We start from the raw sequence: 14,584 nt of genomic DNA, 5'->3' as shown, positions 1-14,584 counted from the left end.
GATGACCAAGACGACCCAGCAGTTCTTCGACGCGCGACCCGAGTCGGTCGGCCAGGCGCGGTCCTTCACCTCTGAGGCCCTGGCCGACTGGGGTCTGCCGGACCGCGCCGAGGACGTCCGGCTCTGCGTCTCCGAACTCGCCACCAACGCCTTGGTCCACGGGACTGCCCCCGGACACGGCTTCCTGGTCAAGCTCGACGCCGACGTGGATGTCGTACGCCTGGAAGTACACGACAGCCGCCGCCAGCACCCGGAAGCCCGACAGGCCGCCGGCACGGACACCTCCGGACGCGGGCTGATCCTGGTGAACGCGCTCGCCGACGGCTGGGGAGTCGAGGACCGCACTCCGGTCGGGAAGATCGTCTGGTCCTGCTTCAAGGCCACGGGAGGCACGACAACATGAGCGTCCTGCTCACTCCGCCCGGCTGTTGTCCGGACGCGCCCGCACTCGCTGAACCCGCATCTCCTCGCACGACCCCGGACGGAACGGATGAGAGGGAACTGCCTTGGAAACCTTCGAACGCGCCCGTCTGGACGCCTACTTCGCCCGGATCGCCGCCCAGTTCGCCCCGGATGAGCAGACGGCGTCGTTCCTCATCACGCACCTGCTGGCCGAGCGTCCCGCGTTCGTCCGCGCGGTCGCCGCGATGACCCGGCTCACCGCGGTGCTGCCCAAGCCGAAGTCCGTCCACCCGGCCGCGAAGCGCGAGGTCGAGCAGACGCACATGGTCGACACCCTCACCCGCGAAATGTTCGCCCAGGCCGACCACGCTCTGGACTACTTCGAATCCCGTGCCGCCGACCGGACGGTCACCCTGCTGGACGTCGGCGGCTACTTCGCCCCCAGCCTCGCCGACGTCCACAACCGCTTTACCGGCCGGCTCGCCGGGGTGATCGAGGACACCGAGAACGGGCACCGCCGCTACGAGGACCTCGACAAACTGCCCTGCCCCGTCGTCTCCGTCGCCCGATCCCCGCTGAAGGACCCTGAGGACTTCCTCGTCGGCCAGTCCGTTGTCTTCTCCACCGAGGCCGTCATGCGCGATCGCGGTGACATCCTCCACGGCCGCCCCGCTCTGGTGATCGGCTTCGGCAAGCTCGGCAGCTCGATCGCCCGCCTCCTGCATGCCAAGGGCGTCCATGTCACCGTCTTCGACATCGACCCCGTCCGCCGCACCCAGGCACTCTCCCGGGGCTTCACCGTCGCCCGCGACCGCGAAGCCGCCCTGACCGGGGCCGGCCTGGTGCTCTGCGCGACCGGCGCCGTCTCCCTGCGCGGCGAGGACTTCTCCCACCTGCGCAACGGCGCCTACGTCGCCACCGTCACCAGCAGCGAGGACGAACTCGACCTCGCCGGACTCCCTGACGTCTACACCCGCACCCAGGTCGGCGACCACGTCACCCGCTACCAGACCACCGGCCACTACTTCTATCTGGCGAACGGCGGCAACGCCGTCAACTTCGTCCACGGCGCCGGCGTCGGGCCGTTCATCTTCCTGGTCCAGGCCGAGATCCTCGCCGCGGTCAGGATGCTCACTCGCGGCGACCTCGCCCCCGGCATCCATGAGGTCCCCGCACCCGACCGCGAAGCCATCGCGGCGACCTGGCTCTCCTACTTCAACAGGTGATCACCATGACCATCACGGCCAACCACATCCGAGCCACTATTGCCACCTACCTCGACGAACACCCCGAGGACAAGCGCGAACTCGGCGTCGTCCTCGGTCTCTTGGACGCCGGCAGCGACCTCACCAACCGTAAGACTCTGCCCGGCCACGTCACCGCGGGGGCCGTTCTCGTCGGCCCCGACGGCCGCATCCTGCACATTCTCCACAACGTGACCCAGAGGTGGCTTCTGCCCGGCGGTCATCTGGAGCCCTCGGACGAGACCCTTCTTCAGGGCGCCGGCCGCGAACTCGCAGAGGAGACCGGCATCCCGCCCCACGTCGTCACTCCGCACGGCGATACTCCGCTCCACATCGACATCCACCCCATCGACGCCAACCCCGCCAAGGGCGAGCCCGCCCACCAGCACTTCGACTTCCGCTTCCTCTTCCGCACCACCGCCGACATCGGCGAACTCCAGGCCGAAGAAGTCTCCGACGCCGCCTGGCGAACGGTCGGTGCCCTCCACGACGAGAGGTTGGGCCGGCGCGTCGCCCAAGCGTTGCGTTGACCCCAAGACCGGCGAGTGACCTTCGTCAGCCGATGCTGTGATCGTTGCCTGGAGTTGAGCTGTCCGGTCGGTGCGTGTCGTTCGGGAGGCCCGCCGTGTCCAGGTCGTGCCAGGCCGGGAGCAGGAGGGGGCTCAGGGTTGCCAGTAGGTAGGCGCCGCCCATCAGTAGCAGCGCGGGGGACAGGCCCGTGTTCTCGACGAGGAGGCCCGCTGTCAGGCCGCCCAGGGGCATCGTCAGTTCGCAGCCCGCCGTCATCGCTCCCGCCACCCGGCTGCGGAGTTCGGCGGGGACGCGTTCGTACATCACCGTCGTCAGGATCGGGTTGATCATGCCGCCCGCCAGTCCCGCGGCGCCCAGGATCACGGCGAGTGCCACCACGGAGTCGGTGAGACCCGCCACCGCGAAGCGTGGCGCGCCGCAGAGCAGGACGGTGACGGTGAGGACCGTGCGGCGGGTGAAGCGGTGGCCCACGGCGCTGTACAGCAGTGCTCCGAGCAGGCCGCCCGCCCCGAACACCGCTGTGACCAGGCCGAGTTCGGCCGCGCCGCCGAGATTCTGTTCGGCGTGTACGGGGAGCAGGACCGCGTTCCAGCCCTGGTCGATGCCGTTCATGACCATCACCATGAGGACGACCGCCGCCAGCAGCCGGGTATGGGCCAAGTAGGCGTATCCCTCGCGGAGTTCGGCGGCGTACGTGCGTGGTGAGACCGGCCGCATGTCCTTGACCGGTGCCGCTCCCCGTACGCCGCGCAGCCCGGCGCCTATCAGCAGCGCCGACAGCACGAAGGTCAACGCGTCGAGCAGCAGGGCGACTTCGGCGCCGAGGAGGGCGATCACCAGGCCGGCGAGTGCCGCGCCGAGCATCCGGGCGCCGCGTTCGACGGCGTCGAAGAGGCTCGCGGCGCGGGTGAGGGTGGTTCCCGCGTGTTCGGCGAGGTCGGGGACGAGGACGTAGCGGGCCGTGTCGCCGGGGGTGTGGGCGAAGCCGTGCAGCGCCACCAGGGCGCAGAGCGCCCAGAACGGCAGCGCGTCGGCGCGGTGCAGCAGGGGGATCGCCCCGACCGACAGCGCGCACAGCACGTCGGACGCGATCGAGACGCGGCGCCGGCCGATCCGGTCGATGACGGGCCCGCCGACGAGCGCCGCGAGAACGACCGGGAGGGTGGCGCAGAAGGCGACCACTCCGGCGCGTCCGGCGCTGCCGGTGGTCTGGAGGACGAACCAGGGGATGCCGATCATGCTCAGCGTCCGGCCCGTGGCGGAGATCGCGTTGGCGGTCAGGACGGCGGTCAGTGGGAGTCGTCGTACGCGCCCCGCGTTCATACGGGGCGGATGCGGGCGGCCCGGGGCGGGGGTTCGACGAGGTGGAGGCCCAACTCGACCAGGAGCCAGCCCAGTCGGGGGCGGAGGCGCTGGGCGTGGGGGCGGGGGTGATGGTCGGCGGCCTCGGCGCGGAGTTCGGTCGCGCGTATGGAGTGGAGCTGGAGGTGCACATCAGAAAATGACATGACAAATCGTCCCTTCGCGCGCGTCGGGTGCCGAGGCGCGGGGGTGGTGCTCGGGTGGATGTGCTCGGGAAGTGGCGGGGCTCAGGCGTCCGGGGTGTCCAGTCGCTTCTGCGGGAAGGCGTGCAGATGGATCCGTACCTGTGCCGCGGAGTCGTCGCTCTCGGGCAACGCGAGGTCCCGGTAGCTGTCGATCAAGTCATGCATCCGGCCGTCCAGTTCGGCCAGCAGTTCGGGGGTGAGCCGTAGCGTGAAGTCGCTGAAGTCGGCCTTCGTCGTCCAGGTCTCCGGCCAGTCGTGCATCGTGCCCAGCCAGGTGCTCAGCTCCTGGCCGTGTATGGAGGCGACCTCGTGGATGAACGTGTTCAGTGCTCCGCGTACCTCGGGATTGGGGTCGTGGTGCAGCGCGCTGTCGATCATGACCCCCTTGTTCGCGGCCTTCCACCAGCGCTCCCGGCCCTTGCCGCGCTCGGGGTCGTCCACGACGAACCCGTGGTCGGCGAGCTGGCGCAGGTGGTAGCTGGTGGCGCCGCTCGACTCGCCCAGGCGCTCGGCGAGTTGGGACGCGGTGGCCGGGCCGTGGTGCCGCAGCGCGATCAGCAGCCGCATCCGCAGGGGGTGCGCGAGGCCGCGCAGCGAGCGCGGGTCCAGGGTGCGGACGTCCGGCGCCGGCTCACCGGCCACGTCCGTAACATCCGACACGTTCGTCGCGTCGGACGTGTCGGATGCGTCGGGTACCTCGGAGTTCTCGGGCATGGGGCAAGCGTAGACATGCAAAGAAGTAGTTGCAAGGGTTTCTTTGCAACTACTTCTTTGCATGCCCCCGCGAACGCCCCCCCGAACGGTTCGCAAAGCGCCCCGCGGGCTCAGCCTTCCTTTATGAAGCCTTCCTCGATCAGCCAGTCCTTCGCCACCTTGTGCGGGTCCTGGCCGTCCACATCCACCTTCGCGTTCAGCTCCCGCGCGACCTGGGTGTTCAGCCGCTCGCTCAGCGGATCGAGCAGCCCGGCGATCTCCGGATACTTCTTGTACGTCGCACTGTGGATCGCCGGCGCCGCGTTGTAGTTCGGGAAGAAGTGCTTGTCGTCGGTGACCGTGTCCAGCTTCATCGCCTTGATCCGGCCGTCCGTCGTGAACACCTCGCCCACCAGGCACGAGTTGGACTTCGCGGCCTGCGTGTAGATGATTCCGGCGTCCATCTTCCGCACGCTGGACGCCGGGATCTTCATCCCGTACGCCTTCGCCATCCCCGGCAGCCCGTCGTCCCGTGCCGCGAACTCGTTCTCCACGCAGATCGTGACCGCGCCCGGCTCCTTCTGCGACAGGGCCGCGACGTCCGACATCGTCTTGAGCTTGTACTTCGCGTTGTTCTTCTGGCTGATGCCCAGCGAGTACGTGTTGTTGAGCGTGGACGGCTCCAGCCAGCTGACGTTGTGCGAGCGGTCCGCGTCCCGTACCGCCGTCCACTGCTTCCGCGAGTCCATGATCGGCTTGGCGTTGCCGAGGTACGTGATCCAGGCCGTGCCCGTGTACTCGTACATCGCGTCCGCGTCACCCTTGACGATCGCCTCGCGCGCGTTGATCGAGCCCGGCAGGTTCGTCCGGTCCAGGACCTCCGCGCCCGCCGCCTTGAAGATCAGGCCCATCATCTGGCCGAGGACGATGTTCTCGCTGAAGTTCTTCGACGTGACCGTCAGCGACGCGCCCTTGAGGGGCTCGCCCCGGCCGACCGAGCCGGGGACGACGTCGTCCACCATCGGGGAACCGCTCTTGAGGCCGCAGCCGCTCAGCGTCGCGGCGCTCAGCAGCAACGCCGCCCCGCCCGTCGCGAGTTTCCGGTATCGCATGGTGCGCATCAGTGCTCCTCCAGTCCGCGCGGGGTGAGGACCACTTCGACCAGCGAGGCCAGCCAGTCGATCAGCAGCGCCAGCGTCACCGTCAGCACCGAGCCGAGGACCAGGACCGGCATGCGCTGCGTCTGGATCCCCGAGGCGATCAGGTCGCCGAGCCCGCCACCGCCGCCGAAGGTGGCCAGGGTCGCCGTACCCACGTTGAACACCAGCGCCGTCCGTACGCCCGCCAGGATCAGCGGTACGGCCAGCGGGAGTTCGACCCTGCGCAGGGTCGCGAGCGGGGACATCCCTATGCCGCGCGACGCCTCCACCAACTGCGGGTCGATGGCCTTGAGGCCCGCCACGGTGTTGGCGAGCACCGGCAGCACCGCGTAGATGACCATGCCGGTGATCGCCGTGGACGGGCCGATGCCCAGCCAGATCACCAGCAGCGCCAGCAGCCCGAGGGCCGGGGTCGCCTGGCCGATGTTGGCCAGGGCGGTGACGGCGGGCGCCGCCTTGGACAGCCCGCGCCGGGTCAGCGCGATGCCCAGCGGAATCGCGATGATCAGCACCCAGAAGGTGGAGATCGCGGTCAGCTCGATGTGCTGCCAGAGCCGCAGCCGCACATTGCCGTCGGCGAGCGAGTTCCTGGCGATCAGGTCGAGGTGCACATTTGTGATCCAGACATACGTCAGCAGCAGCACGACCGCGATCACGGCGGGCACCGTCACCAGCTTCTGCCAGGTGATCCGGCGCTCCGGGGCGGCGGCCGGCGTGGCCGGCGCCGACTCCTCGTCCCGGAAGGCGTGGCCCTTGACGTCGTACTCGCCAGGCAGGCGCTGTTTCTGCGCGGGAGCACTCATGTCCGGCTACCCCCGGCCGACTCGGGGCCGGTGCGCTCCCTGCGCTGCTCCGCTTGCTCGTGCTGGTGCTCGAAGGCGGTGAGCCGGTCCGCCTCCAGCATCTCCTGCACCGACGTCATCAGCGTCGCCATGTCGACGACGCCGATGTACTCACCGCGCCTGCCGGTCACCGCGACCCGTCCGCCGCTGTCGATCAGGACCGCCTCCAGCGCGTCGTGCAAGGTGGCGTCCCTGGTCACCGTGTCGTGCACCAGCTGGCCCGCGTTGGCGAGCGAGCCCTTGGCGCGCGACAGGTCGCCCCGGCGCAGCCACTTGTACGGGCGGTTGTTCCGGTCCAGCATCAGCAGCTCGTTGTGCGGGCCGCTGCTCAGCTTGTTGAAGATCGACTGGAGCGGGTCCTCGACCGTCACCGTCGGGAACTCGGCGATCTCCACATCCCGTACGCGCGTGAGGTTCAGCCGCTTCAGCGCCGCCCCCGCGCCCACGAACCCCGACACGAAGTCGTCGGCGGGGTTGGTGAGGATCGCCTCGGGGGTGTCGAACTGCGCGATGTGCGAGCGCTCGCGCAGGACCGCGATCCGGTCGCCGAGCTTGATCGCCTCGTCGAAGTCGTGCGTCACGAACACGATCGTCTTGTGCAACTCGTGCTGGAGGCGGATCAGTTCGTCCTGGAGATGGTCGCGCGTGATCGGGTCGACGGCGCCGAACGGCTCGTCCATCAGCAGCACCGGCGGGTCGGCGGCGAGCGCCCGCGCCACCCCCACACGCTGCTGCTGACCGCCCGAGAGCCGGCGCGGATAGCGGCCGTGGAACTCGCGCGGGTCGAGCCCGACCAGATCGAGCATCTCCTCGACGCGGTCCTTCACCCTCGACTTGGACCAGCCGACCATCTTCGGTACGAGCGCGATGTTCTCCGCGACCGTCATGTGCGGGAAGAGGCCGGACGACTGGATCGCGTACCCGATCTGACGTCGCAGCTTCACCGGATCCATGTCGGTGACGTCCTCGTCGCCGATCCTGATCCGCCCGGAGGAGGGCTCGATCAGCCGGTTGATCATCTTGAGGGTGGTCGACTTGCCGCAGCCGGACGGGCCCACGAGGATGACCGTCTCGCCCGCCTTGATCTCCAGGGAGACGTTGTCCACGGCCGGGTTCGCACTGCCCGGATAGCGCTTGGTGAGGCCGTCGAGCTGGATGGTGGCGCCACGTGTGGAGCCGCCGCCACCACCGTCCGGCGCAGCCGCTCCCACCGTCTCCGGCTGCCGGTCGGACACCGTCTCCGCCTGGCGCTCGGACGCTGTCTCCGGGTCGGTCACCGTCTTCGGGTCGGTCGCTGTCTTCGGGTCGGAGGTCTCAGACACGGATCCCCCTCGGGATGGTGAGTCGGCCGAGCAGGACGTACGCGGCGTCGAAGAGCAGGGCGAGAAGGACGATGCCGATCGTGCCGGCGAGTACCTGATTGAGCGCGTTGGTGCTGCCCAGCGAGGCGACGCCACGGAAGATCTCGTTGCCGAGGCCGGGCCCCGAGGCGTACGCGGCGATGGCGGCGATCCCCATCAGCATCTGGGTGGCGACCCGGATGCCGGTGAGGATCGGCGGCCAGGCGAGCGGCAGCTCGACCTTGAGCAGCCGGGTGGTACGTGACATCCCGATGCCCTTGGCCGCGTCCACCAGGTCGGGATCCACGCCGCGCAGTCCGACCACGGCGTTACGGACGACGGGCAGCAGCCCGTACAGCGTCAGGATGATCACCGTGGGCGCGACACCGAGACCGACCAGCGGGATGAGCAGACCGATGGCGGCCAGCGAGGGGATGGTCAGGATGGACGCGGTGGACAGGATCGCCAGGCTGCCGCCCCAGGGGCTGCGGTAGGTCAGTACGCCGATGGCGACCCCCAGGACGGTGGCGATCACCATGCACTGGAAGACGGCGCTGGCGTGCTGGAACGCGTCGGTGAGCAACTGCTGGTGGCGGTTGGCCAGGTAGTCCCAGAAGTCCACGGCGCTCCTCTCCGGTCGGTCGGTGCTGGTCGGTCGGTTCCGGTCGGGCAGTCGGTCGGGTCCGGTCGGTCGGTCGTCCGTTTGATCAGTCGGGCCGGTCGGCCCGGTCGCCGTCGGTGTCCCGCGCGGCCTGTTCCACCAGCGGGATGATCCGCAGCGGAACGGGGTTCTCCATGACGATCGCCGTGGAGGCCCGCTGGATGCCGTCGAAACCGACAACCCGGTCGATCACTCGTTGCAGATCGGCGTTCGAACGGGCGACGAGTCGGCAGAGCATATCCCCGGTTCCGGTGGTGGTATGCAGTTCGAGCACCTCTGGAACGCTGCTCAAATGCGTTCGAACATCCGGCCCTTGGCCTTGTTTGATCTCAAGGGTTGCGAAGGCCGAAACGGGGTAGCCGAGAGCGGCCGGATCGACGTTCGGACCGAATCCCCGGATGACCCCGTTCGCCTGGAGCCGGTCCAGCCGTGCCTGTACGGTCCCGCGCGCCACCCCCAGCCGGCGCGACGCCTCCAGCACCCCGATACGTGGCTCCCGGGCCAGCAGGACGATCAGTCTGCCGTCGAGCCCGTCGATACCCATGGCGCCTCCCGAGGCGGTTCGTGGTGGTCATCCTGTGCAGATGGTCCGGTCATCCTCGCCTCCAGCTGTACAAAGTGCTCAGCGAATGCGCGAACTGTTGCGCACCTTGCGGAACGGGGAGACGCTGCGGTCATGGCAGATACCTCGGTGAACCTCGATTCCGCCCCGTCCACCGCGCGCGACGCCGACCCCTTCCCGGTCAAGGGAATGGACGCCGTCGTCTTCGCCGTCGGCAACGCCAAGCAGGCGGCCCACTACTACTCGACGGCGTTCGGCATGAAGCTGGTCGCCTACTCGGGCCCGGAGAACGGCAGCCGCGAGACCGCGAGCTACGTCCTCACCAACGGAGGCGCCCGCTTCGTCTTCACCTCCGTCATCAAGGCCTCCACCGACCACGGCCGCTTCCTCGTGGACCATGTGGCCGAGCACGGCGACGGTGTGGTCGACCTCGCCATCGAGGTGCCGGACGCCCGCGCCGCGTACGCCTACGCCACCGCGAACGGCGCCACCGGGCTCCAGGAGCCGTACGAGCTGAAGGACGAGCACGGCACCGTCGTACTCGCCGCCATCGCCACGTACGGCAAGACCCGCCACACCCTGGTCGAGCGGTCCGGCTACGACGGCCCGTACCTGCCCGGCTACGCCGTCGCCGCGCCGATGGTCGCCGCCCCGCAGAAGCGCACCTTCCAGGCGATCGACCACTGCGTGGGCAACGTCGAACTCGGCAGGATGAACGAGTGGGTGGAGTTCTACAACAAGGTCATGGGCTTCACCAACATGAAGGAGTTCGTGGGTGACGACATCGCCACCGAGTACTCCGCCCTCATGTCGAAGGTCGTGGCGGACGGCACCCTGAAGGTGAAGTTCCCGATCAACGAGCCGGCGATCGCGAAGAAGAAGTCGCAGATCGACGAGTACCTGGAGTTCTACGGCGGCGCGGGCGTCCAGCACATCGCCCTCGCGACGAACGACATCGTCTCCTCGGTACGTACGATGCGCGCCGCCGGTGTCCAGTTCCTCGACACCCCCGACTCGTACTACGACACGCTCGGCGAGTGGGCGGGCGAGACCCGGGTGCCCGTCGAGACCCTGCGCGAGCTGAAGATCCTCGTGGACCGCGACGAGGACGGCTATCTGCTCCAGATCTTCACCAAGCCGGTCCAGGACCGGCCGACGGTGTTCTTCGAGATGATCGAGCGGCACGGCTCGATGGGCTTCGGCAAGGGCAACTTCAAGGCCCTGTTCGAGGCGATCGAGCGCGAGCAGGAGAAGCGCGGCAACCTCTGAGGCGCTGCTGTACGCGGAACGAGGCGCGGCCCCACGGGAGTTCACCGTGGGGCCGCGCCTCGTTCCGCCGTTGCGCCGTCGCGCTGTTCCGCTATTCCTTCGAGGCCGGCGCCGTCCCGCCGTCGTTCAGCCCCGCCGCGGCCGGGTCCAGCAGGCGCGACAGGAACGACTGCGTACGGGCGTGGCCCGGCGCGCCGATCACCTGCTCCGGGGTGCCCTCCTCGACGATGACCCCGCCGTCCATGAAGACGACCCGGTCGGCCACCTCCTTGGCGAAGCTCATCTCGTGCGTGACGACGAGCATCGTCATCCCCTCGTCGGCGAGCGAGCGCATCACCGCGAGGACGTCGCCCACCAGCTCCGGGTCGAGCGCGGACGTCGGCTCGTCGAAGAGCATCAGCTGCGGATCCATCGCCAACGCCCGTGCGATCGCCACCCGTTGCTGCTGTCCGCCGGACAGCTGCGCGGGATACGACGACTCCTTGTCGGTCAGCCCGACGCGCGCCAGCCGCTCCCGGGCGACCCGCGCCGCCTCCGCCTTGTCGCGCTTCAGCACCCGGCGCTGAGGGAGCGTCAGATTCTGAAGCACCGTCAGATGCGGGAAGAGGTTGAACGACTGGAAGACCATCCCGATGCCACGGCGCACCTTGTCGATGTCCACGTCCGGGTCGGTGACCTCGGCGCCGGCCACCAGGACCGTGCCCGACGTCGGCTCCTCCAGCAGATTCACACAGCGCAGCAGCGTCGACTTGCCCGAACCCGACGGGCCGATGACACACACCACCTCGCCGCGCGCGACCGTGAAGTCTATGCCGGTCAGGACCTCCAGCGCGCCGAACGACTTGCGCAGAGCGCGTACTTCGATGGCCGGTGCCTCGTGGCCGGACTCCGCCGCTTCCTTCACCGCGCTCACCTCGCCCTTGCCGTACGCGCTTCGAGCCGCCGGACCAGATGGCCGAGCGGCAGGGTGATCACCAGATAGCAGAGACCGGCGATCAGGATCGGTGTGAGACTGCGGTTCTGGTTCAGCGCGTCCCGGCCGAACTTGGCCAGCTCGTACTGGGACAGGGACAGCCCCAGCAGATAGACCAGCGACGAGTCCTTCGTCAGCAGGATCAACTCGTTGGTCAGCGGCGGCAGTACGATCCGCAGCGCCTGCGGGATGATGATCGAGACCATCGCCCGGCCCTGCGACATACCGAGCGAACGCGCCGCCTCCGTCTGCCCCTTGGGCACGGCCTGGATGCCCGCCCGGATCGTCTCCGCCATGTAGGCGGCGCCGACCAGGCCCAGGGCCAGCATCACCGTCACGTACTGGTTCAGCGCCACCTGGAAGGCGAGCGGCACACCGAACCCGAGCGCGATGAAGACCAGCAGCGCCGGAATACCGCGGAAGAACTCGATGTAGACGATCGCCAGCCAGCGGTACGGCGGCACCTGCGACAGCCGCATCAGCGCGAGCAGCAGCCCCAGCGTCAGCCCGAACCCGAAGCCGAGCAGGGTGTAGATGACGGTGTTGACCAGGGCCGTCGTGATGATGTCGGGGAACTGCGCCTTGGCGACCTCGACATCGAAGAAGGCCCGCTGGATCTCGCCCCAGTCGGCGGCCTGGGCGATGACGACCAGGACGACGGCCAGGACGGCGTACTGCACGCTTCGGACGAGACGGGTCCGTTGTCGACGGGTCATGGACATCGGTGGTGGTTCCTTAACTCTTCGGAGCGGCGGGGAACCACTTCTTGTATATGGCGTCGTAACGGCCGTCCGACCGGGCCGCCTTGATCACCTTGTCGATCTCCTTGCGGAGGGCGTCGTTTCCGGTACGCACCCCGATGCCGTACTGCTCGCCCGTCTCGAACTCGGCCGTGACCGCCGTGTCCGGGTTCTTGCGCACGTACTCGAACAGGACACCGTTGTCGTTGACGGCGGCGTCGACCTGACCGGTCTTCACGGCCGTGAGCAGCAGCGCCAGGTCCTCGAACTGGACGGTCTCGATGTCCTTCCCGTTCTTCTTGGCGTACTCCTCACCCGTCGTGCCCTGCTGGACGCCCAGCTTCTTCCCCTTCAGGGCGGCCAGCGAGTCGAAGGCGGAGCCCTTCTTGGTGACCAGCGCCTGCGTGGCCTCGAAGTAGGGGGCGGAGAAGTCCAGGTTCTCCTCACGGACATCGGTGATCGTCATGCCGGCGGCGGCCACGTCACACTTACGGGCGTTGAGATCCTCACCCGTCTGGATGCCCTCGAAGGGCGTGTCGACGATCTCCTGGGTGACCTTCAGCTCCTTGGCGACCAGATCCACCAGATCCACGTCGAAGCCGACGATCTTGTTGTCCTGGCGGGACTGGAAGGGCTCGTACGGCAGATGGGTGCAGGTCGTGAGCTTGCCGGAGTTCACCAGCTCCAGCGTCGAGCCGTCGGACCCGGAGGACTTGGTGCTCGTGCAACCCGTCGTCATGACGACGAGTGCGGCTGCGGCGGCTATGGCGGACAACGCGGTGCGCGGGGACAAGACGCCTCCAGGGCGGGGGACGGACAACAGCCCACATGGTGTGTGAGTTGCGCCGATCTTGCCATCGCAGATGCCGGTTGTCTCCTCACCGGGGCGGTGGTTAACCAGGTCGTCACGGCAGCGTGACGGCGGATCGTCCGCCGTCCGTGTGGTGGGGTTTCGCCCTCCTACGGGATCGGCTTCGTCTGGGTGCAGTTCTTCCACTCGACCCAGGGCCGGGCGCCGCCGTTCTTGGGACCGGTCGCGTATGTCGGATCCCCGGTGATGGTCTGGTCCTTCTCTTCATGGGTGATGTCGATGCCGAAGAGTTTGAACCCCGCGGTGACCTGCCCTGCCGAGATGCCGAAGCCGATGCCGAGTGAGGCGTTCCACCAGTCGGTGTTGGCGTTGTAGTCGAGGCGGGAGAGTTTGCCCTTGTCGTGGAGGAGGCGCTCCAGGGGGCCGGTGTCGCTGTCGGGTGCCTCGGCGGCGTCGGAGGGGCTGGGGAGTGCGTCGCCGGCGGGGAAGTCGCCGCGTCCGCGGAGCCAGTCCTCGACGAGTTTGCTGTCGCCGTCGTTGTCGAGGACGACTTCGGCGGACTCGGTGTGGATTTGGGAGTTGATGGTGCCTCCGCCGCCGCCGACGTCGATGGTGACGGGGGTGCCGGGGACGTTGGCGCCGGCGCCGGCCTGGATGCCTGCGCCTTCGCCGTTCTCCTGGCTGGTGGTGATGACGAGTTTCTCGGGGCGGTGTTCCTTGCCGTCCTTCTCTTCCTGGTCGAAGGTCTTGGCGTCGTAGGTGACGGCGACCTGTTGCATGCGGGTGGCTTTGCCCTGGGCTATCTCGCCGCCCTTGGCGTCGACGCTGAAGGTGTAGACGAAGGTGATCTTCCCGGCGTCGGGGCCGGTGTTGGCGCGCATGACGACGACGTCCTCGGTCATGGTGCCGGTGCCGAACTCGCCGGAGATGTTGCCGAGATCGGTCGGCTTGCCGTCCTTGTCCTTGCCGCCCTTGCCCTTCTTGAAGGACTTGCCGAAACTCACCCCTCCCGACACCTCGGTAGTGGTCTTGGTGATGTCGACGTCCGGCGCCAGCTCCGGATCGAGATCGGGCTTCTTGGAAGCCGCGTCCGACTGGCAGGCCCCCATGTTGGCCCCGGGGTTGTAGCCGCTCTGGTAGCGGCAGCTGTCGTTCTGCCTGAGGTACGCGGCGAACTTCTTGGCGTCGTCCAGGTTGAGTTCGAGGTCCTTCTGCGGGTCGCCGGTCTTGTTGCCGTTGAACAGCCACTGACCGCCGCTGCCGCTGCCCTTCATATAGCTGCCGCTCAGCGAGGCGCTGCCGCCCCACTCCTTCAGACCCGGGATACCGGCGGAGATGCTGGCGGTCGCGCCGAGAGAGGACTCACCCACGCGCTCCAGGGTGACGGTGCCGTCGGACCACTGCTGGAGCTTGACCGTCTCGGACCCGCTGATCTTGATGAAGGCGATCTGGACGACGACCGTGGTCTTCGTCTGGTCCTGGGCGAGCAGGCACTTGGCGGGCTGGAACGGGTCGCCGGGCGGGGCATCGGGAGTGTCACCGTCCCCGCCACCACCCCCGTCGTCGTCGCCGTCCCCTCCGTCGTCACCGGAGTCGCAACCCTCGCCGCCGTCGGCCGCGTTGACGATCCGGCAGACCGCGTCCTCCAGTGCCACCGCCGTGTCGGTGGGGACGGTCAGCGCCAGGATCGCGCCGATGATCGCGGCGACGACGCCGATCATCGCGACGTACTCGACACCGCCCTGACCCCTGTCGCGCCGATGCCGCGGCGACCTCTGTACGCACTCCTTCGGGCCGCTCATCCGCACT

At 68.4% G+C, this 14,584-nt stretch carries 16 protein-coding genes; 4 read left to right on the top strand and 12 right to left on the bottom strand.

Features of this window, described 5'->3' with window-relative positions; translation table 11 throughout:
* Window position 1: 1 nt before the first annotated feature.
* The 3 genes from ACFYNU_RS02225 to ACFYNU_RS02215 all read left to right on the top strand — a co-directional run bounded on the left by ACFYNU_RS02225 (window position 2) and on the right by ACFYNU_RS02215 (window position 2,176).
* A complete protein-coding gene (locus ACFYNU_RS02225; protein ID WP_356590056.1) occupies window positions 2-403 on the top strand; it encodes an ATP-binding protein in 402 nt (133 codons plus the stop codon).
* A 103-nt stretch (window positions 404-506) separates the two neighbouring features.
* Window positions 507-1,628 (top strand): adenosylhomocysteinase, encoded by a 1,122-nt coding sequence (locus tag ACFYNU_RS02220; protein WP_356590058.1) that lies wholly within the window; start codon window positions 507-509, stop codon window positions 1,626-1,628.
* 5 nt (window positions 1,629-1,633) lie between these two features.
* Window positions 1,634-2,176 (top strand): NUDIX domain-containing protein, encoded by a 543-nt coding sequence (locus ACFYNU_RS02215; RefSeq protein WP_356590060.1) that lies wholly within the window; start codon window positions 1,634-1,636, stop codon window positions 2,174-2,176.
* Window positions 2,177-2,201: 25 nt separating this feature from the next.
* Here ACFYNU_RS02215 and ACFYNU_RS02210 read toward each other — a convergent pair whose 3' ends face one another.
* From ACFYNU_RS02210 to ACFYNU_RS02175, 8 genes are all read right to left on the bottom strand, one after another.
* Window positions 2,202-3,500 (bottom strand): MFS transporter, encoded by a 1,299-nt coding sequence (locus ACFYNU_RS02210; RefSeq protein WP_356590062.1) that lies wholly within the window; start codon window positions 3,498-3,500, stop codon window positions 2,202-2,204.
* Window positions 3,497-3,685 (bottom strand): hypothetical protein, encoded by a 189-nt coding sequence (locus ACFYNU_RS02205; protein ID WP_356590064.1) that lies wholly within the window; start codon window positions 3,683-3,685, stop codon window positions 3,497-3,499. The genes ACFYNU_RS02210 and ACFYNU_RS02205 overlap by 4 nt, the downstream gene beginning before the upstream one ends.
* Before the next feature lie 81 nt (window positions 3,686-3,766).
* Window positions 3,767-4,438 (bottom strand): winged helix-turn-helix domain-containing protein, encoded by a 672-nt coding sequence (locus tag ACFYNU_RS02200; RefSeq protein WP_356590066.1) that lies wholly within the window; start codon window positions 4,436-4,438, stop codon window positions 3,767-3,769.
* A gap of 110 nt (window positions 4,439-4,548) precedes the next feature.
* Window positions 4,549-5,529 carry a glycine betaine ABC transporter substrate-binding protein gene (locus ACFYNU_RS02195; protein ID WP_356590365.1) on the bottom strand — a complete coding sequence of 327 codons (981 nt, stop codon included), beginning with the start codon at window positions 5,527-5,529 and terminating at the stop codon, window positions 4,549-4,551.
* A gap of 8 nt (window positions 5,530-5,537) precedes the next feature.
* Window positions 5,538-6,380 carry an ABC transporter permease gene (locus ACFYNU_RS02190; RefSeq protein WP_356590068.1) on the bottom strand — a complete coding sequence of 281 codons (843 nt, stop codon included), beginning with the start codon at window positions 6,378-6,380 and terminating at the stop codon, window positions 5,538-5,540.
* Window positions 6,377-7,630 carry a betaine/proline/choline family ABC transporter ATP-binding protein gene (locus tag ACFYNU_RS02185; RefSeq protein ID WP_356590367.1) on the bottom strand — a complete coding sequence of 418 codons (1,254 nt, stop codon included), beginning with the start codon at window positions 7,628-7,630 and terminating at the stop codon, window positions 6,377-6,379. The genes ACFYNU_RS02190 and ACFYNU_RS02185 overlap by 4 nt, the downstream gene beginning before the upstream one ends.
* Before the next feature lie 103 nt (window positions 7,631-7,733).
* Complete coding sequence (locus ACFYNU_RS02180; protein WP_356590070.1) at window positions 7,734-8,381, bottom strand: ABC transporter permease; 648 nt, start codon at window positions 8,379-8,381, stop codon at window positions 7,734-7,736.
* An 85-nt stretch (window positions 8,382-8,466) separates the two neighbouring features.
* Window positions 8,467-8,964: an Lrp/AsnC family transcriptional regulator gene (locus tag ACFYNU_RS02175; protein WP_356590072.1), complete on the bottom strand. Its 498-nt coding sequence runs from the start codon at window positions 8,962-8,964 to the stop codon at window positions 8,467-8,469.
* Between the two features lie 132 nt (window positions 8,965-9,096).
* On the opposite strand from ACFYNU_RS02175, the gene hppD reads away from it, so the two are divergent.
* Window positions 9,097-10,251 carry a 4-hydroxyphenylpyruvate dioxygenase gene (gene hppD / locus ACFYNU_RS02170; protein ID WP_356590074.1) on the top strand — a complete coding sequence of 385 codons (1,155 nt, stop codon included), beginning with the start codon at window positions 9,097-9,099 and terminating at the stop codon, window positions 10,249-10,251.
* A gap of 91 nt (window positions 10,252-10,342) precedes the next feature.
* Here hppD and ACFYNU_RS02165 read toward each other — a convergent pair whose 3' ends face one another.
* The 4 genes from ACFYNU_RS02165 to ACFYNU_RS02150 form a co-directional block, all read right to left on the bottom strand.
* On the bottom strand, window positions 10,343-11,155 hold the full coding sequence (locus tag ACFYNU_RS02165; protein WP_388764806.1) for an amino acid ABC transporter ATP-binding protein: 813 nt from the start codon (window positions 11,153-11,155) through the stop codon (window positions 10,343-10,345).
* A 5-nt stretch (window positions 11,156-11,160) separates the two neighbouring features.
* The gene (locus ACFYNU_RS02160) at window positions 11,161-11,946 is read right to left on the bottom strand and encodes an amino acid ABC transporter permease (RefSeq protein WP_356590078.1); all 786 of its coding nucleotides are present in this window, start codon (window positions 11,944-11,946) and stop codon (window positions 11,161-11,163) included.
* Window positions 11,947-11,959: 13 nt separating this feature from the next.
* Window positions 11,960-12,757 (bottom strand): ABC transporter substrate-binding protein, encoded by a 798-nt coding sequence (locus tag ACFYNU_RS02155; protein ID WP_356590080.1) that lies wholly within the window; start codon window positions 12,755-12,757, stop codon window positions 11,960-11,962.
* Window positions 12,758-12,924: 167 nt separating this feature from the next.
* Window positions 12,925-14,577 carry a hypothetical protein gene (locus ACFYNU_RS02150; protein WP_356590082.1) on the bottom strand — a complete coding sequence of 551 codons (1,653 nt, stop codon included), beginning with the start codon at window positions 14,575-14,577 and terminating at the stop codon, window positions 12,925-12,927.
* Between the last annotated feature and the right edge of the window lie 7 nt (window positions 14,578-14,584).

This window comes from Streptomyces sp. NPDC006643 (genome assembly GCF_042870175.1).
Lineage (GTDB): Bacteria > Actinomycetota > Actinomycetes > Streptomycetales > Streptomycetaceae > Streptomyces.
Note: the sequence above shows the minus strand (reverse complement) of the source record. Positions and strands in the feature narration are given on the sequence as shown.

Bases quoted from the DNA above. Each gene is read 5' to 3' on its own strand.
- ACFYNU_RS02150 (WP_356590082.1), bottom strand. From the start codon at position 14,577: ATGAGCGGCCCGAAGGAGTGCGTACAGAGGTCGCCGCGGCATCGGCGC.
- ACFYNU_RS02215 (WP_356590060.1), top strand. From the start codon at position 1,634: ATGACCATCACGGCCAACCACATCCGAGCCACTATTGCCACCTACCTC.
- ACFYNU_RS02225 (WP_356590056.1), top strand. From the start codon at position 2: ATGACCAAGACGACCCAGCAGTTCTTCGACGCGCGACCCGAGTCGGTC.
- ACFYNU_RS02175 (WP_356590072.1), bottom strand. From the start codon at position 8,964: ATGGGTATCGACGGGCTCGACGGCAGACTGATCGTCCTGCTGGCCCGG.
- ACFYNU_RS02160 (WP_356590078.1), bottom strand. From the start codon at position 11,946: ATGTCCATGACCCGTCGACAACGGACCCGTCTCGTCCGAAGCGTGCAG.
- ACFYNU_RS02190 (WP_356590068.1), bottom strand. From the start codon at position 6,380: ATGAGTGCTCCCGCGCAGAAACAGCGCCTGCCTGGCGAGTACGACGTC.
- hppD (WP_356590074.1), top strand. From the start codon at position 9,097: ATGGCAGATACCTCGGTGAACCTCGATTCCGCCCCGTCCACCGCGCGC.
- ACFYNU_RS02205 (WP_356590064.1), bottom strand. From the start codon at position 3,685: ATGTCATTTTCTGATGTGCACCTCCAGCTCCACTCCATACGCGCGACC.
- ACFYNU_RS02210 (WP_356590062.1), bottom strand. From the start codon at position 3,500: ATGAACGCGGGGCGCGTACGACGACTCCCACTGACCGCCGTCCTGACC.
- ACFYNU_RS02195 (WP_356590365.1), bottom strand. From the start codon at position 5,529: ATGCGATACCGGAAACTCGCGACGGGCGGGGCGGCGTTGCTGCTGAGC.
- ACFYNU_RS02200 (WP_356590066.1), bottom strand. From the start codon at position 4,438: ATGCCCGAGAACTCCGAGGTACCCGACGCATCCGACACGTCCGACGCG.